The sequence below is a fragment of the Mesorhizobium huakuii genome (assembly GCF_030160235.1).
Lineage (GTDB): Bacteria > Pseudomonadota > Alphaproteobacteria > Rhizobiales > Rhizobiaceae > Mesorhizobium > Mesorhizobium huakuii.
Map to the genome: position 1 here is coordinate 50,591 of NZ_BSNY01000010.1, position 24,797 is coordinate 75,387.

Annotated in this window: 26 protein-coding genes and 1 tRNA gene; 18 read left to right on the top strand and 9 right to left on the bottom strand. The window is 63.6% G+C overall.

The features are described from left to right. Positions 1–32: 32 nt before the first annotated feature. Positions 33–1,526: a glycerol kinase GlpK gene (gene glpK, locus QQK95_RS03500; protein WP_284268981.1), complete on the top strand. Its 1,494-nt coding sequence runs from the start codon at positions 33–35 to the stop codon at positions 1,524–1,526. A 31-nt stretch (positions 1,527–1,557) separates the two neighbouring features. Further along, positions 1,558–2,034 carry a DUF6882 domain-containing protein gene (locus tag QQK95_RS03505; RefSeq protein ID WP_284268983.1) on the top strand — a complete coding sequence of 159 codons (477 nt, stop codon included), beginning with the start codon at positions 1,558–1,560 and terminating at the stop codon, positions 2,032–2,034. 110 nt (positions 2,035–2,144) lie between these two features. On the opposite strand, the gene QQK95_RS03510 is transcribed toward QQK95_RS03505, so the two are convergent. The 3 genes from QQK95_RS03510 to QQK95_RS03520 all read right to left on the bottom strand — a co-directional run bounded on the left by QQK95_RS03510 (position 2,145) and on the right by QQK95_RS03520 (position 3,749). Then, complete coding sequence (locus QQK95_RS03510; RefSeq protein ID WP_284268985.1) at positions 2,145–2,627, bottom strand: BA14K family protein; 483 nt, start codon at positions 2,625–2,627, stop codon at positions 2,145–2,147. Between the two features lie 209 nt (positions 2,628–2,836). Then, positions 2,837–2,912 (bottom strand) — tRNA-Lys (locus QQK95_RS03515). 147 nt (positions 2,913–3,059) lie between these two features. Further along, positions 3,060–3,749 (bottom strand): hypothetical protein, encoded by a 690-nt coding sequence (locus QQK95_RS03520; RefSeq protein ID WP_284268987.1) that lies wholly within the window; start codon positions 3,747–3,749, stop codon positions 3,060–3,062. Between QQK95_RS03520 and QQK95_RS03525 the strand changes: the two genes are divergently transcribed. From QQK95_RS03525 to QQK95_RS03545, 5 genes are all read left to right on the top strand, one after another. Then, positions 3,748–4,809, top strand: a complete 1,062-nt coding sequence (locus QQK95_RS03525; RefSeq protein WP_284268989.1) for a glycosyltransferase family 4 protein — start codon at positions 3,748–3,750, stop codon at positions 4,807–4,809. The genes QQK95_RS03520 and QQK95_RS03525 overlap by 2 nt on opposite strands. Before the next feature lie 45 nt (positions 4,810–4,854). Further along, the gene (locus tag QQK95_RS03530) at positions 4,855–7,017 is read left to right on the top strand and encodes an amylo-alpha-1,6-glucosidase (protein WP_284269403.1); all 2,163 of its coding nucleotides are present in this window, start codon (positions 4,855–4,857) and stop codon (positions 7,015–7,017) included. Between the two features lie 107 nt (positions 7,018–7,124). After that, positions 7,125–8,894 (top strand): alpha,alpha-trehalose-phosphate synthase (UDP-forming), encoded by a 1,770-nt coding sequence (locus tag QQK95_RS03535; protein WP_284268991.1) that lies wholly within the window; start codon positions 7,125–7,127, stop codon positions 8,892–8,894. After that, a complete protein-coding gene (gene otsB / locus QQK95_RS03540) occupies positions 8,891–9,682 on the top strand; it encodes a trehalose-phosphatase (protein WP_284268992.1) in 792 nt (263 codons plus the stop codon). Before QQK95_RS03535 ends, otsB begins: the two co-directional genes overlap by 4 nt. Before the next feature lie 51 nt (positions 9,683–9,733). Further along, positions 9,734–9,940 carry a hypothetical protein gene (locus QQK95_RS03545; RefSeq protein WP_284268994.1) on the top strand — a complete coding sequence of 69 codons (207 nt, stop codon included), beginning with the start codon at positions 9,734–9,736 and terminating at the stop codon, positions 9,938–9,940. Between the two features lie 9 nt (positions 9,941–9,949). On the opposite strand, the gene dprA is transcribed toward QQK95_RS03545, so the two are convergent. From dprA to QQK95_RS03565, 4 genes are read right to left on the bottom strand one after another with little or no spacing between them, the layout of a single operon-like run. Continuing rightward, a complete protein-coding gene (dprA, locus tag QQK95_RS03550) occupies positions 9,950–11,083 on the bottom strand; it encodes a DNA-processing protein DprA (protein ID WP_284268996.1) in 1,134 nt (377 codons plus the stop codon). Continuing rightward, a complete protein-coding gene (gene plsY / locus QQK95_RS03555) occupies positions 11,080–11,667 on the bottom strand; it encodes a glycerol-3-phosphate 1-O-acyltransferase PlsY (RefSeq protein ID WP_284268998.1) in 588 nt (195 codons plus the stop codon). Before plsY ends, dprA begins: the two co-directional genes overlap by 4 nt. Before the next feature lie 56 nt (positions 11,668–11,723). After that, positions 11,724–13,010 (bottom strand): dihydroorotase, encoded by a 1,287-nt coding sequence (locus QQK95_RS03560; RefSeq protein WP_284269000.1) that lies wholly within the window; start codon positions 13,008–13,010, stop codon positions 11,724–11,726. Next, entirely contained in the window at positions 13,007–13,987 is a 981-nt protein-coding gene (locus QQK95_RS03565) for an aspartate carbamoyltransferase catalytic subunit (protein WP_123169285.1), read from the bottom strand. The genes QQK95_RS03560 and QQK95_RS03565 overlap by 4 nt, the downstream gene beginning before the upstream one ends. A gap of 157 nt (positions 13,988–14,144) precedes the next feature. On the opposite strand from QQK95_RS03565, the gene QQK95_RS03570 reads away from it, so the two are divergent. The 3 genes from QQK95_RS03570 to QQK95_RS03580 all read left to right on the top strand — a co-directional run bounded on the left by QQK95_RS03570 (position 14,145) and on the right by QQK95_RS03580 (position 16,852). Further along, positions 14,145–15,773, top strand: a complete 1,629-nt coding sequence (locus QQK95_RS03570; RefSeq protein ID WP_284269004.1) for a DNA alkylation response protein — start codon at positions 14,145–14,147, stop codon at positions 15,771–15,773. 156 nt (positions 15,774–15,929) lie between these two features. Further along, a complete protein-coding gene (locus QQK95_RS03575; RefSeq protein WP_284269006.1) occupies positions 15,930–16,493 on the top strand; it encodes a hypothetical protein in 564 nt (187 codons plus the stop codon). Further along, positions 16,493–16,852, top strand: a complete 360-nt coding sequence (locus QQK95_RS03580) for a DUF6105 family protein (protein WP_284269008.1) — start codon at positions 16,493–16,495, stop codon at positions 16,850–16,852. The genes QQK95_RS03575 and QQK95_RS03580 overlap by 1 nt, the downstream gene beginning before the upstream one ends. Here the strand turns inward: QQK95_RS03580 and ruvX are convergent. After that, complete coding sequence (gene ruvX, locus QQK95_RS03585; protein ID WP_284269010.1) at positions 16,791–17,276, bottom strand: Holliday junction resolvase RuvX; 486 nt, start codon at positions 17,274–17,276, stop codon at positions 16,791–16,793. The genes QQK95_RS03580 and ruvX overlap by 62 nt on opposite strands. Before the next feature lie 125 nt (positions 17,277–17,401). On the opposite strand from ruvX, the gene QQK95_RS03590 reads away from it, so the two are divergent. The 6 genes from QQK95_RS03590 to QQK95_RS03615 all read left to right on the top strand — a co-directional run bounded on the left by QQK95_RS03590 (position 17,402) and on the right by QQK95_RS03615 (position 21,816). Continuing rightward, positions 17,402–18,109, top strand: a complete 708-nt coding sequence (locus QQK95_RS03590) for a metal-dependent hydrolase (protein WP_284269011.1) — start codon at positions 17,402–17,404, stop codon at positions 18,107–18,109. 24 nt (positions 18,110–18,133) lie between these two features. Continuing rightward, positions 18,134–18,550, top strand: a complete 417-nt coding sequence (locus QQK95_RS03595) for a hypothetical protein (protein WP_284269012.1) — start codon at positions 18,134–18,136, stop codon at positions 18,548–18,550. A gap of 124 nt (positions 18,551–18,674) precedes the next feature. Next, complete coding sequence (gene gatC / locus QQK95_RS03600; RefSeq protein ID WP_010909575.1) at positions 18,675–18,962, top strand: Asp-tRNA(Asn)/Glu-tRNA(Gln) amidotransferase subunit GatC; 288 nt, start codon at positions 18,675–18,677, stop codon at positions 18,960–18,962. A 7-nt stretch (positions 18,963–18,969) separates the two neighbouring features. Continuing rightward, the gene (locus QQK95_RS03605; RefSeq protein ID WP_095788830.1) at positions 18,970–19,425 is read left to right on the top strand and encodes a GNAT family N-acetyltransferase; all 456 of its coding nucleotides are present in this window, start codon (positions 18,970–18,972) and stop codon (positions 19,423–19,425) included. Then, positions 19,425–20,990, top strand: a complete 1,566-nt coding sequence (locus QQK95_RS03610) for an amidase (RefSeq protein WP_284269018.1) — start codon at positions 19,425–19,427, stop codon at positions 20,988–20,990. The genes QQK95_RS03605 and QQK95_RS03610 overlap by 1 nt, the downstream gene beginning before the upstream one ends. Before the next feature lie 28 nt (positions 20,991–21,018). After that, entirely contained in the window at positions 21,019–21,816 is a 798-nt protein-coding gene (locus tag QQK95_RS03615; RefSeq protein ID WP_284269020.1) for a YdcF family protein, read from the top strand. Here the strand turns inward: QQK95_RS03615 and QQK95_RS03620 are convergent. After that, positions 21,789–22,508, bottom strand: a complete 720-nt coding sequence (locus tag QQK95_RS03620) for a DUF599 domain-containing protein (protein WP_284269022.1) — start codon at positions 22,506–22,508, stop codon at positions 21,789–21,791. The two genes, QQK95_RS03615 and QQK95_RS03620, sit on opposite strands and share 28 nt — an antisense overlap. A 176-nt stretch (positions 22,509–22,684) precedes the next feature. Here QQK95_RS03620 and QQK95_RS03625 point away from each other — a divergent pair, with 176 nt between their 5' ends. Together QQK95_RS03625 and QQK95_RS03630 are read left to right on the top strand one after the other, a co-directional pair. Continuing rightward, the gene (locus tag QQK95_RS03625; RefSeq protein ID WP_284269023.1) at positions 22,685–24,088 is read left to right on the top strand and encodes an L-serine ammonia-lyase; all 1,404 of its coding nucleotides are present in this window, start codon (positions 22,685–22,687) and stop codon (positions 24,086–24,088) included. Positions 24,089–24,158: 70 nt separating this feature from the next. Further along, positions 24,159–24,596 carry a DUF1489 family protein gene (locus QQK95_RS03630; protein WP_284269025.1) on the top strand — a complete coding sequence of 146 codons (438 nt, stop codon included), beginning with the start codon at positions 24,159–24,161 and terminating at the stop codon, positions 24,594–24,596. Positions 24,597–24,797 lie beyond the last annotated feature (201 nt).

Genomic DNA, 24,797 nt, shown 5'->3' on the forward strand with positions numbered 1-24,797 from the left:
TCTCCCCTGTTTGTGTGAAGGCGGAGGACGCAATGAGCGGTTTTGTGCTGGCAATCGACCAGGGAACGACATCGACCCGGGCGATCCTGTTCGACGGCCAGATGAAAGTCGCCGGCAGCGGGCAGAAGGAATTCACCCAGCATTATCCGGCCTCAGGCTGGGTCGAACATGACCCGGAAGAGATCTGGGCAAGCGTCGTGACGACCGTGAGGGCCGCGCTGAAGGATGCTGGTCGCGAAGCGTCTGATGTCGCCGCCATCGGCATCACCAACCAGCGCGAGACCGTCGTCGTCTGGGACAAGGCGACCGGCAAGCCGATCCACAACGCTATCGTCTGGCAGGACCGCCGCACCGCGCCGCTCTGCCAGAAACTGAAGAAGCAAGGGCTGGAGAAGAAGTTCACGCGCAAGACCGGCCTGCTGCTCGATCCCTATTTCTCCGGCACCAAGATCGCCTGGATGCTCGACAAGGTGAAGGGCGCCAGGAAACGCGCCTCGAAAGGCGAATTGCTGGCCGGCACCATCGACAGTTTTCTGATCTGGCGGCTGACTGGCGGCAAGGTCCACGCCACCGACGCCACCAACGCCTCGCGCACGCTGGTCTACAACATCGCGGAAAATGCCTGGGACGACGAGCTCTTGGCCGTTCTCAACATTCCGGCAAGAATGCTGCCGGAGGTCAAGGACTGCGCCGACGATTATGGAGTGACCGAGAAGAACCTGTTTGGTGCCGAGATAAGAATCCTCGGCGTTGCCGGAGACCAGCATGCCGCGACCATCGGCCAGGCCTGCTTCGAGCCGGGCATGATGAAATCCACCTACGGCACCGGCTGTTTTGCGCTGCTCAACACCGGCAGCGATCTGGTGCGTTCGAAGAACCGGCTCTTGACCACCATAGCCTATCGGCTGGATGGCAAGACCACCTATGCGCTGGAAGGCTCGATCTTCATCGCCGGCGCTGCCGTGCAATGGCTGCGCGACGGCATCAAGGTGATCGGCAAGGCCGAGCAGAGCGGTAAACTGGCTGCCGAGGCCGATCCGACGCAGAATGTCTATCTGGTGCCGGCCTTTGTCGGACTGGGCGCGCCGCATTGGGACGCCGACGCGCGCGGCGCGATTTTCGGGCTGACCCGCAATTCCGGTCCTGCGGAGTTCGCGCGCGCGGCACTCGAATCCGTGGCGTACCAGACCCGGGACCTGCTCGACGCCATGCGCAAGGACTGGAAGGGCACTTCGGCGAAAACCGTGCTCAGGGTCGATGGCGGCATGGTGGCGTCGGACTGGACCATGCAGCGCCTGGCCGACATTCTCGACGCGCCGGTCGACCGCCGGACCATTCTGGAGACGACCGCGCTGGGTGCGGCCTGGCTTGCCGGCTCGAAGGCTGGTGTCTGGCCCAAGGCGAAGGAATTCGCCAAGAGTTGGGCGCTGGAGCGGCGGTTCAAGCCGGAGATGGACACCTCCACACGATCCGCCAAGCTGGCAGGCTGGCGCGATGCTGTGCGCAGGACGCTGAGCGTGCCATAACGGTCACACGCAACGACCTGAGGGTGGGGACATGCAGCCAGACTGGTATCCTGCTTGGCGCGACGAGGCCATTGAACAGCTGATCGCCAAGAATGCCCGTTTGGAGAAAGAGTTTCGCCTCGGCCACTGGCCGCGCTATGACTATGACCTGACGACCGGCAGGCTGTTGTTTTCGGACAATGGTGCCGTCAAGGTGGTTGCCGATATTCAGATTGCTGGTTCGACAAGCGCCAAGGCTGGCAACTGGCTTTGGGCGTGGTCGAATTCCAACTTGCCCAACGAACTTCTTGCTGACGCCAAGCGCGTCCTTTCCTTCGGCGAGGAGAACGATATTGCCGAACTTCGGCAGGCCTATGTGACCGACGCGAAGGATGACCTGGAAGCACTCGGCTGGGAACTGACCTCGGCAATGGTGCGGGTCTGCGATGCACTCGGCGCCTATCGTTCTCCGCGCGGGGAAGGGGGCGGTCTTTATCTGATCCTCAAAAGCGCAAACTGGGCCAACTGAAAGGAAGTTCATTCCGTTGATCGGGTGCTGAAAGTCTCAACGAAAAGAACCCGCGCCGTTTCCGACGCGGGTCCCTCACTCACACTCGGCTACTGACACTCACTCTTGGATCAGTAAGGCGAACGGCATTCCTGGCGCGGTCCGTAGTTCGGCTGGAATGTGTTGTCCGAAGCACGATAGCTGCGATAGTGGTCGTAGCACCACTGCACGTGCGAGTTGCCTGCGTAAACGCGGTTGTTCTCGCTGTTGACGATGGCGCCCGTAATCAGCGCGCCAGTCGCGAAAGCTGCCAGCGGGAACCAGTAGTCGCCGTGGCGGCGATAACCGCGATGGTATTCGCGATATCCGCGATGGCCATTCCAGTAACCGTCGCCGTTTCGCGCAAAGTTGCGATCGCCGTTGAAATTGCGGTTGCCGAAATTGCGGTTGAAGTGGCGCTTCTTCATCCACGGCTTGTAATCGACCGTCTGCGCATCGCTCGAAGCCGATGCCGCCTGTGGTACGAACATCTGCGCCGCATTGGCAGGCAGAGCAGTCGCGGCAAACGAAGCCGAAAGGGTGGTCGCCAGTATACCCGTTACGATCTTGTTCATTGTCTTCTCCTTCGAAAGGGTGATTGACGTCCCTTGTGGCGAGACAACGGGTGGTAGGGGGGAAGGTTCCTCGCTAAATCCCAAGTTGCTGATTTGTAATGTTTCTCCGGCCTGTCAGCTGTGGCGACGAGAGGGTGTGCCATGGGCTGGCCAAGGGCGCAGCGCTCTTGACCGAAGTGGCAGGGAGACAGGTCGACGGGCTGTGACAATGGTGAGCGCGATGGGATTCGAACCCATGACCTACTGATTAAAAGTCAGTTGCTCTACCGGCTGAGCTACGCGCTCCCGCGGGCTTGAAAAAGGCCGCCCTCGAAATTGCGCGGAACATAGGGAGAGTGCCTCGACCGGTCAACCGGAAAAGAGTGTCCATAAGCCAGAGTTTTCAAGCACCAGTCAGCGCTTTTGATTCGCACGTTGGAAACGCAGCGACCCTCAGCCGTTCCGCGACAAATGCACGTCCAGGACGGCTGCCTTCTTGGCGATCAGGCCTTCCAGATCCGCGTCCGACCTTTTGGTGCCGGTCCGCTCGCGCAGCAGCGAGATCACCGCGCGCATTGAAAGCGGGGTGATTTGGGAAAGCGGGGTGGCCTGGGCGGCCAGAATGGCATCCACCGCGCCGGCGACATCCGGAGTCTCCGTTGGCGCCCGCATGGTCGGTTCCTTTCTGTTCAGGTCGGCCTCGGCGGCGTCGGTCGGTGCTCTGACGCCGCGATCGAAAACGACAGCCAGGCCGTTCTTGACGGCGAGGGCGGCGACCATATCGTCGAGCTTGCGGTCGGAGAGGGCTGGGTCGGCGGGTTTGAGGATCCTGCGGATCACCCTGGCGGCCTGATCGGTCGACACGAAGTCATAACGCCGTTTTCTGGCCCCGACATATTGTTCGATGATCATGCTCAGCCGGCGGGCCGCAATATCCCTGGGTTCCTGCACATCCTTGGGTTCCACCGGGGCCTCCCTAGGCTGCCGTGCGCGCAAATTCGGCTGCCAAAGCAAAATAGGGCGGCCCGATCGAACATCAAACGTCCTTCGATCATTTCGTCGCACCCGCCAATGGGCCGGAACGATCCCGCGGCTGAAGCATTTTCGCTCCATGACCAGCGCATTGAGGGAAGGCCGGGCCATGAAGATCGCCCATGTCGCGCCATTGTACGAATCCGTGCCGCCGAGGCTCTATGGCGGCACCGAGCGCATTATTTCCTACCTGACTGAAGCCCTCGTCGACCTTGGCCACGACGTGACGCTATTCGCCAGCGGCGACACGAAAACCTCCGCCAAACTCGTGCCGTGCCGCGAGCGGGCGCTTCGTCTCGATCCGCGCCCGCTGAAGTCCGAGATCGCGGCGCATCTGTCGATGCTTGACGAGGTGAGGAAACACGCTGACGATTTCGACGTCATTCATTTTCATCTCAGCCATTTCCTGCATTTTCCGTTTTTCCGCGACATGCCGCAGCGCACGGTGACGACGCCGCATGGCAGGCTGGATTACGCGGACCTCGCACAAGCCTATGACCGGTTCCCGCGCTTTCCGATGATTTCCATATCGCGCAGCCAGCGTGCACGATTCGCATCGGCGAACTGGCTGGCTACGATCCACCACGGATTGCCCGTCGACCTCTACGAACCCGATTTCGAGGCGGGCTCGGATGGCGGCTATCTTGCCTTTCTCGGCAGGATGTCGCGGGACAAGCGGCCGGACCGGGCAATCGAAATCGCTCGGCGCACCGGCCTGAAGCTCAAGCTCGCGGCCAAGATCGGCGACGGCGATCGCGCCTATTTCGAGGAAGTCGTCCAACCGCTGATCGATGGCGACCGGATCGAATATGTCGGCGAGATCGGCGAGGACCAGAAGAGCAGGTTTCTTGGCAATGCAGCCGCCCTGCTGTTTCCGATCGATTGGCCTGAACCTTTCGGTCTTGCCGTGATCGAAGCCATGGCCTGCGGAACCCCTGTCATGGCCTGGAGTTGCGGCGCCATGCCCGAGATCGTCGACTATGGGGTTACCGGCTTCGTCGTCGAAACGATCGAAGATGCGGTCGCCACGATGCCGGCTCTCCTGCAACTGGACCGACGGCGCATAAGAGCGGTGTTCGAAAGGCGGTTTTCGGCCGACAGAATGGCCAGGGACTACGTCGCGGCCTATTCCCGGCTGCGCAACGGTCATGAGCAAAGCAGAGCCTCCTAGGCCTTCACGCGTCCGAAAAACCAGCACGGGACAATCCTGTTGACCATCACCCAACTCGACGAGCGCAAGCTCGATCCTGCCATAGCACTGGCTTCCCTGGACGAAACCGCGCCGAGGGAGCCGCACAGGCTGTTCGCCCTCAAGCATGGCGACTGCTTTGCCGTCGCCGATGCCTATGGTGACATACGCGGTGTCGGCGACGGGTTTTTTCGCGACGACACGCGCGTGCTCTCCGAATTTCGCCTCACCGTCGGCGGACGGTCGACGTCGTTGCTCGGCGCGTCGCTCAGCCAGGACAATGTGCTCTTCACCACCAACCTGACCAATCTGCCGATCGAGAGCGCCGCGGGCCGCCAGATACCGCAAGGCGCTATCCATATCGAGCGCGTTCGGCTGTTGTGGGAGGAAAGACTGTATGAGCGCATAACGCTCTCCAACTACAGCCGCGAGCATTCAACGATCCTGCTGTCACTGCGTTTTGCCGCCGATTTCCGTGACATGTTCGAGGTCCGGGGCTCGACCCGATCGAAGCGTGGAACCGCCCACACGGCCGAGATCACTGGGAACGCGGTGGTGCTTCGCTACGAGGGCCTGGACAAGGTCGTGCGGACATCGGCGATTTCATTCTCGCAGACGCCTGATCACCTGACTTCCGAGCGCGCGGATTTCGTCATCGCCGTCACCAAGCGCAGCAGCCAGACGCTTTACGTGGAAGTGGGCAACGAGACGGACGATCGCCCCGAAAGCGGCCGGTTTCGCGCGGCCGCCGCCCGCGCCCGCTTCGGCATGCGCGCCAAGCGCCGGCATGGCGCGACACTGTACAGTTCGGGCCGCGTCTTCAACGACTGGATGGAACGGGCTCGCGCCGATGTCGCGCTGCTCACCACGGAACTGGCGACCGGGCCCTATCCCTATGCAGGCATTCCCTGGTTCTCCACCGCCTTCGGCCGGGATGGCGTGATCTCGGCTTTGCAGATGCTTTGGCTCAATCCCGGTCTGGCGCGCGGCGTCCTGGCGTTTCTCGCCCAGCACCAGGCGACCGAGACTTCGCCTTTCAGCGATTCCGAACCCGGCAAGATCATGCACGAGACCCGCAAGGGCGAGATGGTGGCGCTGAGCGAGCTGCCGTTCGGCCGCTATTATGGCGGCGTCGACACCACGCCGCTCTATATCCATCTTGCCTGCGCCTATGCGGACCGCACGGGGGACACGGCCTTCATCGATACGCTGTGGCCATCGCTTTGCGCCGCTGCCGAGTGGATCGAAACAGCGAGCCGTGCGACTGGGTTCCTCACCTACCAGCGCGCCGCGGAATCGGGACTTGCCAATCAGGGATGGAAAGACAGTTTCGACTCGGTCTTCCACGCTGATGGCCGCATCCCGAAAGGGCCGATCGCGCTGGTCGAGGTGCAGGGCTACGTCTTCGCGGCGTTCCAGGGTTTGGCGAAACTGGCGCGGCTGCGCGGTGAAGCGGAACGCGCCGAGAGCTGGGAAATACGCGCCGACGCCATTCGTCAAAAAGTCGAGCGCCATTTCTGGCTCGAGGACCTCAACTACTATGCGCTGGCTTTGGACGGCGAGGGTCAGCCCTGCAAGGTGCGCACGTCCAATGCCGGTCACCTGCTTTATGTCGGCCTTCCAAGTCCCGATCGCGCGCGCATGGTCGCCGACCAGCTCCTGTCGGCCTCGTTTCATTCCGGCTGGGGGCTGCGGACGCTGGCGGACGATGCGATCTTCTTCAATCCGATGTCCTATCACAACGGCTCCATCTGGCCGCACGATACGGCGATCTGTGCTGCCGGACTGGCGCGATACGGTATCCGCGACAGCGTTGTGCGGCTGATGAGCGGCACCTTCGAATCCGCCGTTCATTTCAACATGCGGTTGCCAGAACTGTTCTGCGGCTTCACGCGCGCGGCCGGCGAAGCGCCGATCGCCTATCCGGTTGCCTGCCTGCCGCAGGCATGGTCCGCCGGCTCGGCCTTCATGCTCATGCAATCGTGCCTCGGCCTGCAGATCGATGGCTGGACCGGCGAAATCCATGTGACCCGGCCGCGCCTGCCGATCGGTATCGACAACCTCGTCATCCGCCACCTTTCGGTGGGGCAGGCGGCAGTGGATCTGACGTTCCAGCGCGTGGGAGATCGCGTCGGCGCCTTCCTTGCCGAACCGCATGAGGGGCTGGTGCCACTTGTGGTCAGGAGCTGAAAAGGCGGAACCATCCCGCACCATGAACGTTGGACACCACGCCGTGGGTGCCGAAACTCCAGCCGTTGAAGCCGCTGCGGTATCCCATTGAAAGGTAATCGATTTCAATGCCCGACAACAGTTCGTATCTAGTCGTTCCCATATTCACATTGTGGCTCGTCGTTGTTGCAGCCGTCGGCGTCCTGGTCATTGTGCTGGTGACGATGATGTTGCGGGCGCGCAAGGGCAGCAGGCTGGCCGCTGCGGGGGTTGACCCTGCTCGCGGACCATTGCCGGAATTCGAGAAGAATGGGCAGTCGGCGGCCGCGGCACTGGTGCAGTGGTCGCCCGAAACGCTGCGTCACATCCTGGCGACGGAGCTTCCCGATGCCCAGGTGATCGTCGTCTCAAACCGTGAGCCGTATATCCACAACCGCGAGGGCGACGATATCCAGCTGGTCGTACCGGCCAGCGGGCTCGTCTCCGCGTTGGAGCCGATCACGCGCGCCTGCGCGGGCACGTGGATTGCCTATGGTGGCGGTTCGGCAGACAGGCTGGTGGTCGACAAGAACGACCGGATCGAGGTGCCGCCGGACAATCCCTCCTACACGCTGCGCCGCGTCTGGCTGAGCGAGGAAGAACAGCAAGGCTACTATCTCGGCTTTGCCAATGAAGGCCTCTGGCCGCTTTGCCATATCGCCTTCACCCGGCCGATATTCCGCGCCTCGGATTGGGAAGCCTATGAGGCGGTCAACCGCAAATTCGCCGACACCGTCGTCGCGGAAGCCCGCAACGAGCGGCCGATCGTGCTCGTCCAGGACTATCATTTCGCTTTGCTGCCGCGAATGATCCGGGAGCGGCTGCCGGAGGCGATCATCATCACCTTCTGGCATATTCCGTGGCCGAATTCCGAGGTGTTCAGCATCTGCCCATGGCGCGAGAAGATTCTCGAGGGGCTGCTCGGCAGTTCGATCGTCGGTTTTCACACCCAGTTCCATTGCAACAACTTCATCGACAGTGTCGACCGTTTCCTGGAAAGCAGGATCGAGCGCGAGGATTCGGCCATTTCCTATGGCGGCCAGATTAGCCTGGTCCACGCCTATCCGATCTCAATTGAATGGCCGCCGGCGCAACTGGGCAAATTGCCGGACGTCGCGCAATGCCGCCGGAAGGTCCGTGAGACATTCGGTCTGGGCGAGAATGTCAGGCTGTGCGTGGGGGTTGAGCGTCTCGACTACACCAAGGGCATCCTCGATCGCTTCAATGCACTCGATGAACTGCTGACGCTTCATCCCGAATGGATCGGCAAGGTGGCGTTCCTGCAGATCGCGGCGCCCAGCCGCGGCACTCTGCCTGCCTATCAGCAATTGTACGAGGAGTGCATGCGCCATGCCGAGGATCTCAACCGGCGCTATGGTCGCGAAGGCTACACTCCCGTCCTGATGGTAACGGAACATCACTCGCAGCAGCAGGTCTACGAAATCTACCGTGCAGCCGACGTCTGCATGGTCACCAGTCTGCATGACGGCATGAACCTGGTTGCCAAGGAGTTTGTCGCGGCGCGTGAGGATGAACAGGGCGTGCTGCTGCTCAGCATGTTCGCCGGCGCCTCCAAGGAGCTTCTGGACGCACTTATCGTCAATCCGTATGACGCGGCGATGATGGGCGATGCCTTGCTGCAGGCCTTGACCATGTCTGACGAGGAGCAAAGCCAGCGCATGCGACGCATGCGCGAGATCGTTCGCGACAACAATGTCTACCGGTGGGCGGGCAGCATGCTTCTCGATGCCGCGCGCTTGCGCAAGCGCGATGCGGTCGATCGCGCCGTCAGCGCTGCTCCAGCGGCTCCAGGCAACGTCATATCGTTGCTCGATCGCAGACGCGTGGCGGCGCTATGATGTCGATATTGCCAAACCTGCCGGTACCCGTCGTCCCGCAAGGGCCGTGGAGTCTGTTCCTCGATATCGATGGCACGCTTCTCGAACATGCCGCGCATCCCGATGCGGTGGTCGTCAGTGAGGAGTTGCGCACCCTGCTGGTGCGGCTCGAAGCGCAATTGGACGGAGCGCTGGCCTTCGTGACGGGGCGGTCGATCGCCGCCGTCGACCATCTCTTCCAGCCCCTCAGATTGCGCGCTGCCGGGCTTTATGGCCTCGAGCACAGGCTGGCGCGCGATGGTCCGGTCGAGGCAGCCGGCGAACCGGCTGACATTGCCGCGCTTGCCAACGAAATCGCGACGGAACTGGACAATGCGGACGTCTATATCGAGCGCAAGGGACCCATCCTGGCCATTCATACACGCGCGGCCCCGCATTTGTTGCAACGCGCGACACAGCTCGTCGAACAGGCACTGGACAGATTGCCTGCGGGATACCGGGTCCTGGCCGGAAATGCCGGCGTGGAACTGATGCCGCTGGAGGCGGCGAAGGGAGCGGCCATCCGGCGCTTCATGCAAATTCCGGCTTTCAGAGGACGGCGCCCGGTGTTCCTCGGGGACGATACTTCAGATGAGAACGGGTTCGAGACCGTCAACGAACTGGACGGCATTTCGGTTCGTATAAAGCCGCAGGGATCGACAGCGGCGCCTTTTGCGCTGGCCGGTGTGCACGCGGCCCTGGCCTGGCTGGACGAGATGAGCAGACGCGAGACCGCGAAAGCGGCGACGCTGGCCGCAATGCCCAAATGAACCGGATTGCTCCCGAGCCACTCCCGGTCGCACGCATGGAAGGAGTTTGCCATGACCCAACTGACCAGCCTCATCCGCGAAATCATGCCCGACTGGCTCCTGCGGCGCCCCGAGCCACAAAGCGGCGATACGGCAGCTGCGCCGTTGCGCCCTGAAGATGCAGACGCGATCTGGCGCAAGGCTGTCGAGAAGGATCTGTTCGGGGCCAACACGCCGGATTACGCCGAGACCGGCGAGAGGGAACCTAACCGTCATTGACGGCCGCGCTCAGCCTTCTCCGAAAACCAGCGAAACATTGCCGCCGGCATGGCGTTCGAGGCGGCCGGCGAGGTCGAGTTCCAAAAGCACCATGAAGATTTGAGCCGGGTGCAGGCCGGTGTGGCGGATGATCTCGTCGATCGGCACCGGTGTCGGGCCGAGCGCCTCAAGCACCTTGGCGCGGTCGCTCTCGCCGGGTGGCGGTGTGGCCGAAAAGTCGGGCGGATCCTCGAACGGCGGAACGGCAGGCGCCCGCATGCCGGTCAGCGGCGCGATCGCCCTGGAAATGTCCGATGCCTCCGTGACCAGCGTGGCGCCGTCCTTGAGCAGGCCATTGCAGCCTGCGGCGCGCGGATCAAGCGGGGAGCCCGGCACGGCAAAGACCAGCCGGCCCATTTCACCGGCAAGCCTGGCGCTGATCAGCGAGCCCGAGCGCTGCGCGGCCTCGACCACCACCAGCCCGAGGGCAGCGCCCGCGACAAGACGGTTGCGACGCGGAAAATCCTGGGCGCGCGGCTGCCAGCCGAACGGCATCTCGGAGATGATGGCGCCGCGTTCGGCGATTTGCTCGCATAGGCCGGCATTTTCGGGCGGGTAGGGCAGGTCGAGGCCTCCGGCGAGCACGCCAACCGTGCCGGTTGCCAGGCTGCCCTGATGCGCCGCCGTGTCGATGCCGCGCGCCAGGCCGGAGACGATGCCGTAGCCGTCGCCGCCGAGATCGACCGCCAGCATGCGCGCCATCTTGATGCCGGCCAGCGATGCGTTGCGGGCGCCGACGATGGCGACCCCAGGGAGCCGGAACACAGCGGCATTGCCCTTGACCGCCAGAAGAGGCGGAGGATTGTCCATGCTCCTCAGCAGCGGGGGATAGTCGGGCTCGCCGATACCGACGAAACGCGCGCCGGCCCGGCGGGCTGCCTCGAGTTCGGCCTCGGCCTCGGCGATCGACGGAATGCGGGCGATCCGGCTGGCACCGCCCGAAATCATCAGTTCCGGCAGGATTTCCAGCGCCACCTCGGCCGACCCGAAGCGGTTGATGAGGTCGCGAAAGGAAGCGGGGCCGACATTCTGGGTGCGGATCAGCCGCAGCCAGCTCAGCCGCTGCCGGTCGCTGAGGCGCGGCCCGGCTGCCGGCTCGCTCATCCCTTGGCTCCGATCTTGCCCTCGGTGCCGGCAAGCAGCCGCGAAATGTTCGCCCTGTGCTTGATGAAGACGATGATGCTCATCACCACGAACAGGACTGCAATCTGCGGTGCGCTCAGGAAATACAGGGCGATCGGCACGATGACGGCCGCTGTCAGCGCCGCAAGCGACGAGTAGCGGGACAGGAACGCCACCGCCAGCCAGACGACGGCGAAGATCAGCGCCACCTGCCAGGCAAGGCCGATCAGCACGCCGAGATAGGTCGCGACGCCCTTGCCGCCCTTGAAGCCAAGCCAGACCGGGAAGAGATGACCAAGAAAGGCCCCGAGGCCGGCCCAGACAGCCGTTTCCGGCGCGAAATGGCCTGATATCAGCACGGCCGCCGTGCCCTTCAGCGCATCGAGAAGCAAGGTCGCGGCGGCGAGACCCTTGTTGCCGGTGCGCAGCACGTTGGTGGCGCCGATATTGCCCGAGCCGATCTTGCGCACGTCACCAAGGCCGGCGGCGCGGGTCAGTAGCAGCCCGAAGGGAATCGAGCCTAGGAGGTAGCCGAATACCAGCGCCAGGATTAGGCCGTAAGTCATTGTTTCCCCCGCATTTCCCCCAGGTCAGTCCGGTCAGGCGCGACGCCGTTGCCGTTCTATGCCGAGAACACTGTGCGGCCCGCAACCAGTGTTTGCAAGACCTTGCCTTGCAGGCGCGCGCCTTCGAAGCAGGTGTTTTTCGAACGGGAGCGAATGCCGCCTTCACTGACGATCCAGGGTTCGTCGAGATCGACGAGCGCGAGGTCGGCGACTGAACCCGGCTTCAGCGTGCCGCCGGGCAATCCGAACAGTTTTGCCGGCGCGGTGGACAGTGTTTCGACCAGCCGCAGCAGCGGCACATCACCATTGTGGTAGAGCCGCAGGGCCGCGCCCAGCAGCGTCTCCAGCCCGATGGCGCCGGCAGCGGCGTCGGCGAAAGGCAGGCGCTTGGTGTCGACATCCTGCGGATCGTGCGAGGAGACGATGATGTCGACCGTGCCGTCCCTGACGGCCTCGATCATCGCCAGCCGGTCTTCCTCGGCGCGCAGCGGCGGCGTCAGCCGGAAGAAGGTGCGGTATTCACCGACATCGTTTTCATTGAGCGACAGATTGTGGATCGACACGCCCGATGTCACATCAGCGCCATCGGCTTTGGCGCGCGTCACGGCGTTTGCCGCCATCGCCGTCGAAATCTTGGCCGCATGGTAGGAGCCGCGCGTCAGCCGCGCCAAAGCCAAATCGCGCTCCAGCGGGATGGATTCGGCTTCGCGCGGAATGCCGGAGAGGCCGAGCCAGCTGGCGTACAGGCCTTCATTCATGACCCCGGACGAGCCGAGGTCGGCATCCTGGGTCTCGTGCACGATGGTGGCGCCGAAATCGCGGGCATAGGTCAGCGCCCGGCGCATCACCAGTGAACTGGCGATGGTGTGGCGGCCATCGGTGAAGGCGACGGCGCCGGCCTCGCGCAGCAGGCCGAACTCGGTCATCTCGCGGCCATCAAGCCCCTTGGTGATCGCCGCCGCCGGAAAGATGTTGACGATCGCGGTGTCCTTGGCGGTGCGCAGCACGAACTCGACCAGCGCGACATTGTCGATCACCGGGTCGGTATCGGGCATCATGACGACGGAAGTGACGCCGCCGGCGGCCGCGGCAACGCTTGCCGAAGCGATGGTTTCGCGATGCTCGCCGCCGGGCTCGCCGATGAAGACGCGGCCATCGATCAGGCCGGGAATGATCGCCTTGCCGGTGCAATCGATGGTCGTGGCGCCATCGGGCGCGCCCTGGTTCAACGCCGCCTTGCCGGCGGCGACGATCTTGCGGCCCTCGACGATGACGGAGCCGACTTCGTCGATGCCCCGCGAGGGGTCGATAATGCGGGCGCGTTCAAAGACTGTCGTGCTCATGCGCCGCGACCCTCTTGATTGCGGCCCTCTTGATTACGACGGGGGTCGAGCAGCGCTTCCATAACCGCCATTCGCACGGCGACGCCCATCTCCACCTGCTCCTGGATCACACTTTGGGGGCCGTCGGCGATTTCCGAGGCGATTTCGACGCCGCGGTTCATCGGGCCGGGATGCATCACCAGCGCATCACCCTTGGCGGCCTTCAGCTTTTCGGCGTCGAGGCCGAAATAGCGGAAATATTCGCGCACCGAAGGCACGAAGGCGCCTTCCATCCGCTCGCGCTGCAGGCGCAGCATCATCACCACGTCGGCGTCCTTGAGGCCTTCGGCCATCGAGCGCGTGACGATGACGCCCATCTTCTCGATTCCGGACGGCAGCAGCGTCGAAGGCGCCACCACGCGCACCTGCGCGCCAAGCGCGTTGAGCAGCATGATGTTGGAGCGCGCGACGCGCGAATGCAGGATGTCGCCGCAGATCGCCACGATCAGCTTCGACAGTGGCCCCTTGGCGCGGCGGATGGTCAGCGCGTCGAGCAGCGCCTGGGTCGGATGTTCATGCGCGCCGTCGCCGGCATTGACCACCGAGCAGCCGACTTTCTGCGCCAGCAGGGCGGCGGCACCTGCTGACTGATGGCGGATGATCAAGATGTCGGGCCGCATGGCGTTCAGCGTCATCGCCGTGTCGATGAGCGTTTCGCCCTTCTTCACGGAAGAACTTGCCACCGACATGTTCATGACATCGGCGCCGAGCCGCTTTCCAGCCAGCTCGAAAGAGGACTGCGTGCGGGTCGAGGCCTCGTAGAAGAGATTGATCTGGGTACGGCCGCGCAGCGTCGAGGTCTTCTTCTCGGATTGCCGTGAAATCGCGACGGCTCGATCCGCCCGGTCGAGCAACAACTCGATGTCGGCGGGCGAAAGATCGCTGATGCCCAGAAGATGGCGGTGAGGGTAGAGTGGCAGGGACGAAGCGTCGGTCATCTCAAGGCGCTGCTATAGGGTGCGGATTTTGCGCCCGCAAGCGTCAGCTTTCGATTGACGCCGTTCTCCCCGGTATTTTCGTCGCGCGCGCGGCAACGCTTGGCTATATCTAGCCGATGGCTTCGGATTCGAGGTCTTCTTGCGACAAGGACAAAGCGTGACCGACGACGTGACGAACCAGCCGCCGCCGCTGACGGGCGGCAACGCCTGGCGGGGCGATCCGTTGCTGATCCAGCTTGCCGAGCGCTTTTCCGACCCGGTGCGCAAGGACCTCGACGGGCTCGGCCGTTTCGTGCTGACGCAGGAGGCGCAGGAATTGGCGCGCCTAGCCAATGTCGAGACGCCGAAGCTGAGGACCCATGATCGCCAGGGACGGCGCATCGACCTGGTCGAATTCCATCCCGCCTATCACGCCTTGATGCGCCGCTCGGTGGCGAACGGGCTGCATTCCTCGGTCTGGGAAAATGGCGACGCCGAGATCGGCCGCCGTCACCAGGTGCGCGCCGCACGCTTCTATCTGACTGCCGAACTCGAGACCGGGCATCTCTGCCCCATCACCATGACCAGCGCCTCGCTGGCGGCGTTGATGGCCAGCCCAAAGCTGTTTCGCGAATGGGCGCCGCGCGTGACGACGCGCAAATATGACCAGAGCCAGAAGCCGCCGGTCGAGAAGACCGGGCTGACGCTCGGCATGGGCATGACCGAAAAACAGGGCGGCACGGATGTGCGCGCCAATGTAACCAGGGCCGAGCGCGCCGGCAGCGGCTTCTATCGCCTGACCGGCCACAAATGGTTCATGTCGGCGCCGATGTCGGACGCCTTCCTGGTGCTGGCGCAGGCGCCGGAGGGACTGTCCTGCTTCCTCGTGCCGCGCGTCCTCGGCGACGGGTCGGGCAACGGCTTTCGTTTCCAGCGCCTGAAGGATAAGCTCGGCAACCGCTCCAACGCCTCTTCCGAGGTCGAGTTCGTCAACGCCATCGGCGAGATGGTCGGCGAGCCCGGCGCCGGCGTGAAGACGATCATGGACATGGTGACGCTGACCCGGCTCGATTGCGCCGTGGCGTCCTCGGCGATCATGCGGGCAGGGCTGGCGGAAGCTGTTCATCATGCCCGCCATCGCCAGGTGTTCGGCTCGACCTTGATCGAGCAGCCGCTGATGCAGCGCGTGCTGGCCGACATGGCGCTCGATGTTGCCGCGGCTACCGCGCTGTCGTTCCGGCTGGCGCGCTCCTTTGACGAGGCGGCAAGCGATCGCGGCGAGGCGGCGTTTGCCCGCGCCATGACGCCGGTCGTCAAATACTGGGTGTGCAAGATCGCGCCGCCGCTGCTCTACGAGGCGATGGAGTGTCTCGGTGGCAATGGCTATGTCGAGGAGGCGCCGCTCGCCCGCTATTATCGCGAAGCGCCTGTCAATGCGATCTGGGAAGGATCGGGCAATGTCATGGCACTCGATGTGCTGCGCGTGCTCGGCCGTGCGCCCGGCCTGTTCGAAGAGGTGCTGGCTGGCATCGACCGCGACCTCGGCGCCGGCGGGCGCGGCACGGTCGGCGTGCTGAAGGCGGCGATGCAGGTGGCTTCGACCGACGAGGGCTCGGCCCGGCTGCTGACCGAACAACTGGCGCTGTCGGCCGCGGCGGCGGAACTGCGCAGGCTGGGGGCAGGGAGGATCGCCGATGCCTTCGTCGAGACGCGCCTGGCCGGCCAATGGCGCAACACCTACGGCATGATCGATTCGCGCCACGACGCGCGCATGATCATCGACACGCTCTATCCGCCTGTGAACTGAGCCGAGAGCGGCGCAACGTTCGATTCTTCGATCAATTGAACGCATCCGAGAACATAGTGGTGCGTCCTGTGGATCGCCGTTAACCTTAACAAATGGTTTCCATTGCGGCGGCGGGCGGCAAAGCCCACTGTCATTCCTGCCGAAGCAGGAACCACGATGCGACACGTACTGACCTCCTTTCTGTCTGTGCACTGGGCGATTGTCTTTGCCCTGCTGGCGCTGATCTGCATCGATGGAGATCGCGGTGTGACGGCAGCCCTCGGCGTGCTTGGAGTGACCGTCGAGAGCGCCCGGTTCGTCGATCTGCAAAACGTCGTCGTGGTCGCGCCGCTGGCGATCGCATTGCTGGTCGTGGCGGTGCTGTTCTTCTGGGCCTTTGTCGATTCGCTGATCAACGATGCGGCCAGCCCGGGCGCCGACAGCGTCGTTCGCATCGCCTTCATTTCCGCTTCCGGTGTGCTGTCAATGATTTTGATCGGCGGAGCGGCCCAAGGCATCAACGGGCTGTTCATGGTGGTGGCGGTGCAATTGGCGGCTCTTCTGGCCTCCTATGTCGCGATGCTTGCCGAGCGGCGCTCCGCGGCCGCGTCGAACGACGCCGATTTTCGCGCCACGGCGCACGGCATGGCGAAGGCAGCGGCCCATAATTCGCTGCTTTCCCTGATATCGGGCCGGACCGGCCCCGGTCGGACCGGCTCGAACGGGAAGGGAGGCCGCTGATGCGCTATATCTTCGCATTGTGGGCGGCCCCGATGGCGCTGTTCTGGGGCTGGTTCTACCTCTCCCTCAACGACATGAATTTCGGTTATGTGATGCTGACCCGGCAGCTGCACGATTTCGTGTTCCAGCTCTATGGCCAGATGCTCGGCATCGATCCGGCCATCATACCGGGCATGGTGGCGAAGGCCTGTATCTTCGACGGGTTTCTGCTGATGGCTATATGGGCTTTTCGCCGTCGCCGCGAAATTCTGGACTGGGTCAGGCGGCGCCGGTCGGGGCCGGTTCCGTTCGAGCATCCTATTCCGTTCGAGCGGCTGAATCGAGCGACTGAAGCCGGTCCAAGACTCCCTGGAGAATAAAGGCCGCGGCCGCCGAATCGATCTTGCCGGCACGTTTGGCGCGCGAAAAATCCATTTCGATCAGCGTCCTCTCGGCCGCCACCGTCGACAGCCGTTCATCCCAGAACACGAAGGGCAGGTCGCTGAGCTGCGCCATGTTGCGCACGAAGGCGCGCGACTTCTGCGCGCGCGGACCTTCCGACCCATCCATGTTGATCGGCAGTCCGATCGCCACCGCGCCGACATTCTCCTTCTTCAGCATGGCCAGAAGCACGGCGGCATCGAGCGAGAATTTCCTTCGCATGATGACCGGGCGCGGGTGGGCGAAGGCGAATCCCCGGTCGGAAACCGCGACGCCGATCGTCTTGTCGCCGAGATCGAGCCCCGCCAGCGTCCTGCCATCGGCGAGCCATGCCGGCAATTGCTCGATCGTGATGACAGCCAACGGTTTTCCCTCGTCTTTTTCAGCAGCATGCGTCCTTCCGGATGCGCGGCGGACACTATACCCTTTGATCTCGGGCTCATCGGCGTTCTATCCTCTGGCCCGGCAAAAATCGAGGAATGCATTTCATGAAACTGACCTGGTACGGCCATTCGGCCTTCCGTATCGAAACCGGCGACGCCAAGATCCTCATCGACCCCTATCTGATCGGCAACCCGTCCTGGACGGGCGGCTGGGAAGGGCCGGCCGAAGGGATCACGCATGTCCTGTTGACGCATGGGCACAACGACCACATCAGCGGCGCGCTGGAAGTGCTTGGCAAGAGCGGCGCGCAACTGGTCGCCAATTTCGAGATCTGCATGTATCTGGTCGGCAAGGGCGCCGACGGCAGCAAGATCAATCCCGGCAACATTGGCGGCACGGTCGACTGCGGCGGCTTCACCACGACTTTCGTCCAGGCGCTGCACTCTTCCTCGTTTGGCGAAGACGGTGGCAAGAACGTCTATCTCGGTAATCCCGGCGGGCTGGTCCTGCATTTCCCCGAAGACCCGACGCTCTACCATATGGGCGATACCGACATCTTTTCCGACATGGCGCTGATCAACGAATTGCATGAGCCAAAGATCGGCATCGTGCCGATCGGCGACCGGTTCACCATGGGCGGCGCGGTGGCGGCACTAGCGTGCCGCCGCTTTTTCAAGTTCGATACGGTCGTCCCCTGCCACTTCGGCACGTTTCCGATGATCGATCCGACGCCTGAGAAGTTCGAGGCCGGCCTCGAAGGGTCCGGCGTGAAGGTCGCATTGCCGAAAATCGGTGAAACGATTACGATCTAGAAACAGCCAAAGCGGAACAAATCCATGGCGTTGGGGCGATCTCTTTGTGTGTCGATGTTTGTCGCGGCATCGCCCGCGCTCGCCGCGGATGACTTCATCGAAGGCGTCTACCTGCAGTCCGAGGAGCTCTGCACGCAGGCCAGGAAGGACACGCTGCAGACGCTGATCGATGCCGGCAACGTCGTGCTTTCCGTGCATGGCCTGCAAGGGGTCGAATATAACTGTGAGTTCGTTCAGGTCACAAAGGCGACACGCTCGCCGGCCTGGGCGGTGACGGCCATCTGCCAGGAACCGGGCTATGTCTTTCCCGATGTCCTGTCGGTGACGCGGGTCAGTCCGACGCAACTCGATCTCGTATCGGTCCGGCCGATCGACGACGAAAGCGAAGCGAGCGGCAACAGCGGCAGCTATTATCTGTGCGAGGGCGTTGCCCTGCCATAGACTTGTCCTTGGACCGATGGCCGAGAACCAGGTCGCCATCACGCCTGGTCTCTCGCACGATGCATGTTGCGCAGCACGCGCGGCGCCGCTATAGCCCGGACTGGTTTTCCCCGAGGCAAAATCTATGTCCGTTGATCTTCAGACTGTGAAGCGCGTCGCGCGTCTCGCCCGCATCGCGGTGAGCGAAGAAGATGCAGAACGCATGACCGGCGAACTGAACGCCATACTGGGCTTCGTCGAGCAACTGAACGAGGTCGATGTCTCCGGCGTCGAGCCGATGACCTCGGTGACGCCGATGGAGATGAAGAAGCGCCAGGACGTCGTCACCGACGGCAACAAGGCGGCCGACATCGTCGCCAATGCGCCGGCGACCGAAGAGAATTTCTTCCTCGTGCCGAAGGTCGTGGAGTAGGGCGCCGATGGCCATCGAGATCGCCATCGAGACGCCGTTGCAAGACGACGTGCGCGGCCTGGTCAAGGAACTCAACGAGACCTTGCTCGAATTGACGCCGCCGGAGCACTGCTATCATCTGACGGTAGAGCAGATGGCCGGCCAGGACACGACCGTTTTCATCGCCCGCGACAATGGCATCGCCATCGGTTGCGGCGCGCTGAAGCGCCATGGCGGCGCAATTGGCGAGGTCAAGCGCATGTATACGCGGCCTTCGCATCGCGGCCAGAAAATCGGCGCCAGCATTGTTGAGCGCGTCGAGGCGCTGGCGAGGCAGGAAGGACTGAAGCGGCTGGTGCTGGAGACGGGCGACCGCCATCCCGCCGCCTGGACCGTCTACGAACGTGCCGGGTTTTCGCGCTGCGGCCCGGTGTTGGATTATCCCGATTCCAAGTGGTCGGTGTTTTACGAAAAGAGCCTTTGATGAGCGACCTGACCAGACTGACGATTTCGCAGGCCCGCGCCAAGCTGCGCGGCAAGGAAATCACCGCGACCGAGATCACCGAGGCCTATCTCTCGGAGATCGGTCGCGCCAATCCGGCGCTCAATGCCTATGTCGCGGTAACCGGCGACAAGGCGCTGGATATGGCCAAGGCCTCCGATGCCAGGCTGGTCAAGGGCCAGGGTGGTGCGCTGGAAGGCATTCCGCTGGGGATCAAGGACCTGTTCGGCACCGAAGGCGTCCATACCCAGGCCTGTAGCCATGTGCTCGACGGCTTCAAGCCGCGCTACGAATCGACCGTCACCGCCAATCTGTGGGCGGATGGCGCGGTCATGCTCGGCAAGCTCAACATGGACGAGTTCGCCATGGGCTCGTCCAACGAGACATCCTATTACGGCCCGGTCATCAACCCGTGGCGGCGCTCGCGGCTCGACACGGTGGTGATGCCGACGACGCATCAGGGCGACGGCGGTTTTGTTTCGGCCGGCGGCACAAGGACCGCGCGCAGCCTGGACAATGCGCAGCTGGTGCCGGGCGGTTCGTCCGGCGGTTCGGCGACGGCCGTCTCGGCGTTCCTGTGCGCCGGCGCCACAGCGACCGATACGGGTGGGTCGATCCGCCAGCCGGCGGCCTTCACCGGCACGGTCGGCATCAAGCCGACCTATGGCCGCTGCTCGCGCTGGGGCATCGTCGCCTTCGCCTCGTCGCTCGACCAGGCCGGACCGATCGCGCGCGACGTGCGCGACGCCGCGATCCTGCTCAAATCCATGGCTTCGGTCGATCCGAAGGACACCACTTCCGTCGACCGGCCGGTGCCGGATTACGAGGCGGCGATCGGCAAGCCGATCAAAGGCATGAAGGTCGGTATTCCCAAGGAATACCGCGTCGACGGCATGCCCGAAGAGATCGAGGCGCTGTGGCAAAAGGGCATTGCCTGGCTCAGGGATGCCGGCGCCGAGATCGTCGACATTTCCCTGCCGCATACGAAATACGCGCTGCCGGCCTACTACATCGTGGCGCCCGCCGAGGCTTCGTCCAACCTGGCGCGATATGACGGCGTCCGCTACGGCCTGCGCGTGCCGGGCAAGGACATTGTCGAGATGTACGAGAAGACCCGCGCCGCCGGTTTCGGCCGCGAGGTCAAGCGCCGCATCATGATCGGCACCTATGTGCTGTCGGCAGGCTATTACGACGCCTACTATCTGCAGGCGCAGAAGGTGCGCAATTTGATCAAGCGCGACTTCGAGAATGTCTTCGCCGCCGGCGTCGACGTCATCCTGACCCCGGCGACGCCGTCCGCCGCCTTCGGCATCGCCGATGAGGACATGGCCGCCGATCCGGTGAAAATGTACCTCAACGACATTTTCACGGTCACCGTGAACATGGCCGGCCTGCCGGGCATCGCCGTGCCAGCCGGCCTCGACCCCAAGGGCCTGCCGCTCGGCCTGCAGCTCATCGGCCGACCGTTCGAGGAAGAGACGCTGTTCCAGACCGCCGCCGTCATCGAGCAGGCGGCCGGCACATTTCAGCCGGAGAAGTGGTGGTAGGGATATCGCTCGTCTGAAGGGGTGAGCGATGTTCTTCTATCTTTCCAAGATATTCTGGTTCTTCATCCAGCCGATCAACCTGGCGATCTTCCTGCTTCTGGCGGGGCTGTTTGCCGGGCGGATCGGCCGGCGACGGCTGGCCGTCACCGGCAGCGTTCTGGCGTTTCTGATCATTGCGCTATCGGCCTGGACGTCGCTTGGCGCGATGATGCTCAATCCCTTGGAGGAGCGCTTTCCGCGCCCGCCGCTGCCGCAAAAGGTCGACGGCATCGTCGTGCTCGGAGGCGGCTTCGAGGGTGCCATCAACCTGACGCGGGGCGGCTATGAATTGAGCAGCGGCGGCGATCGCATGGTCGAGACCGCGATCCTCGCCCGCCGCTTCCCGCAGGCCAAGGTGGTTGTATCAGGCGGAAACGGCTCGCTTTTCCTCGACGGTGAGGGCGACGCCGATACCGCACCCCGCCTGCTCGTCCCGCTCGGCGTGCCGGCTGACCGTCTTGTCCTCGAGGACAAGTCCCGCAACACCTATGAAAACGCCGTCTTCAGCCGCAAACTGGTCGAGCCGAAGCCGGGCGAGACCTGGCTGCTGGTGACCTCCGCCTTCCATATGCCGCGGGCCAAGGCGCTGTTCGACAAGGCAGGTTTTCCAACCGTCCCATGGCCGGTCGACTACCGCACTTCGGGCAAGGAGGGTGTCGGCTTGTTTCGCGACAATCCAATTGATTCCGTGCAGAACACCACCATAGCGATCCGCGAATGGATCGGGCTGTTCGCCTATTGGCTTTCCGGCCGCATCGATCAGCCTTTTCCGGCACCGGGCGGCTGACCGATGACGGCACGTCGCGCCGCCGAGAAGAACTGGCGCCGCACCAGCACGGCCAGCAGCAGAAGCGTTGACAGCACGAACACCACCGGATCGACGAACCAGCCGAGATAGCCGATCGAGAAGAACACGCCGCGCAGGCCCGAGTTGAAATGCTTGCCGGCCAGCATGTTCATCTGCGCCGCGCGCCACACCGCCGTTTCCGTGACCGGATTGCGCGAGGCTTCGCCATGCGGGATCGGCACCGCGCCGATCAGGATCGAGCAATAGTTGAACAGCCGGTAGGCCCAGCCGAATTTGAAGAAGGAGAAGGCCAGGATCAGCACCAGCCCCAGCACCTTGATCTGAAAGGCCGGGCGCGACGGCGCGCCGCCGAGCGGCAGGTTGCTCAGCACTTCCAGCACCCGGTCGGATGCGCCGAGCAAGGCAAAACAGCCGCCGAGCGCGATCAGAGAACTCGAGGCGAAGAAAGCGGTTCCCTGCTGCAGGCCGCTCATGATGGCGGTGTCGACGATGCGGATTTCGCGTTCGGCCATGGTGCGCATCCAGGCTTCGCGCTGCGCATTCATCGCCGTCGTCAGCGACATGCGGCTGACCAGCTTGCCGTCCGAAGCGAGCGTATGCAGCAACCACGCGATCAGGAAGAAGGCCAGCGCCCCGAGATCGGCCATCGAAAGATAGAAGGAATCGCCCATGGGCTGAATTTACCACATCCAGCGTGGTGGCTTCGATGCCTGCTCCCGCGATCGGCAGCAATGTCGCTGCCGGAGCAAACAAGGTCGGCAGGTGCTGCGCCGTGACCGTCAAAAGAGCGGAAACATTCCGGGGAATTCCTATATGTAGAGTCCTCGACGTGACTCCAGGAGACAGCGTGTTCCTTTCGGTTTTCGACCTGTTCAAGATCGGCATCGGCCCTTCGAGCTCGCACACGATGGGGCCGATGACGGCCGCGCGGCGGTTTCTCGACGAGGTCGCCGGAGACGACTGGCCGCGCCCCACCGGCGCCAAGGTCGCTCGCATCGGCGCCAGCCTGCATGGCTCGCTCGCCTATACCGGCATCGGTCATGGCAGCGACCGCGCCGTCATCCTCGGTCTTGCCGGCCAGACCCCGCAAACGGTCGATCCGGACCAGGCCGACGGCATCATCAGCCGCATCACCGCGGACAAGGTGATTTCACCGCCAGGTCACCCGTCCTATGATTTCGATCCGGCCACGGATCTGGTGCTCGACCGTAAGACACCGCTTACCGGTCACGCCAACGGCATGGCGTTCTCTGCCTATGACGCCAGCGGACGCCTGCTGCTCAAGCGCATCTACTATTCGATCGGCGGCGGCTTCGTGGTGTCGGAAGAAGAGCTGCAGCGCATGAAGGCCAAAGGGTCGGTGACGACAGAAGGCAAGAAAGTGCCTTATCCCTTCAAGAACGCCGTCGAAATGCTGAAGATGGCGGGCAAGAGCGGGCTTTCCATCGCCGAGATGAAGCGCGTCAACGAGGAGACGCAGATGACGCGCGAGGAGCTCGACGCCGGTCTCGACGCCATCTGGGGTGCCATGAAGAGCTGCATCGACCGCGGCCTGTCGCAGGACGGCATCATGCCGGGCGGGTTGAAGGTGCGGCGCCGGGCCCGGCAGCTGCACGACAAGCTGCAGGAACAGTGGCAGCAGAACCGGCCAAATCCGCTGCTCGCCAATGACTGGCTGTCGATCTATGCCATGGCGGTCAACGAGGAGAACGCCGCCGGCGGCCGCGTCGTCACCGCGCCGACCAACGGCGCAGCCGGCACGCTGCCTGCGGTGCTGCGCTACTGGCTGCATTTCCATCCCGAGGCCGACCAGCCGAGCATCCGCGATTTCCTGCTGACGGCCGCCGCCGTCGGCGGCATCATCAAGACCAATGCGTCGATCTCGGGCGCCGAGGTCGGCTGCCAGGGCGAGGTCGGGTCCGCCTCGGCGATGGCCGCGGCCGGCCTGTGCGCCGTCATGGGCGGCACGCCCGAGCAGGTCGAGAATGCCGCCGAAATCGCGCTCGAACACCATCTCGGCATGACCTGCGATCCGGTCGGCGGGCTGGTGCAAGTGCCGTGCATCGAGCGCAATGCGCTGGGCGCGGTCAAGGCGGTGACGGCCGCGTCGCTGGCAATCAAGGGCGACGGCATCCATTTCGTGCCTCTCGACGCGGCGATCGAGACCATGCGCCAGACCGGTCTGGACATGAACGAGAAGTACAAGGAAACCAGCCTTGGCGGGCTCGCTGTCAATGTCGTGGAGTGCTGAGCAACGCTTGGCACTGTGGAGAAGTCCGTCAGGCCGTTGACGTCCCGGCGCTCCGGACTAACCTTAGCGAATGGCTCTCAATCTGTTAAAACTGTGCGTCGGCTGCGACAGCGTCGAGGATCTCGAGGAATGGATCGAGTTCCGTCTCGACGAACGCCGCCGCGCCGGCGAGCCGGCCGAGCACTGGCACACCACCCGCATGGTGCCGACGCGCGGCGCCGAGGTCACCGATGGCGGCTCGCTCTACTGGGTGATCAAAGGCAATGTGCAATGCCGCCAGCTGATCACCGAGATCCGGCCCTTCACCGATGACGAGGGCATCGGGCGCTGCCATCTTATGCTCGATCCGCATGTCGTGCGCACCGATTGGCAGCCGCGCCGGGCCTTCCAGGGCTGGCGCTATTTGAAACCGTCGGATGCGCCCGCCGATCTCGGCAAAGGCAAGGCGGGGCTGGTCGAGATGCCGCCGAAACTCAGGCGCGAGCTTGCCGATCTCGGTCTGCTGTAGGCCATCGCGCGCAAGGGTCGCCTGGTTTGGCGCGGGCTTTTCTGGCCCCCCATCTTGCTTCGCACTGGACTTGCAAGCGGCGCGACAACGCCACATCTTGAAATTCATGCGCAGCGAAAAGCCGTCGAAACCGACAAGGGTCAAAGGTTCGGAGAGCCATCCCGCCTGGTGGTTCTCTTCCTGTCCAGGCGAAAGCCATCA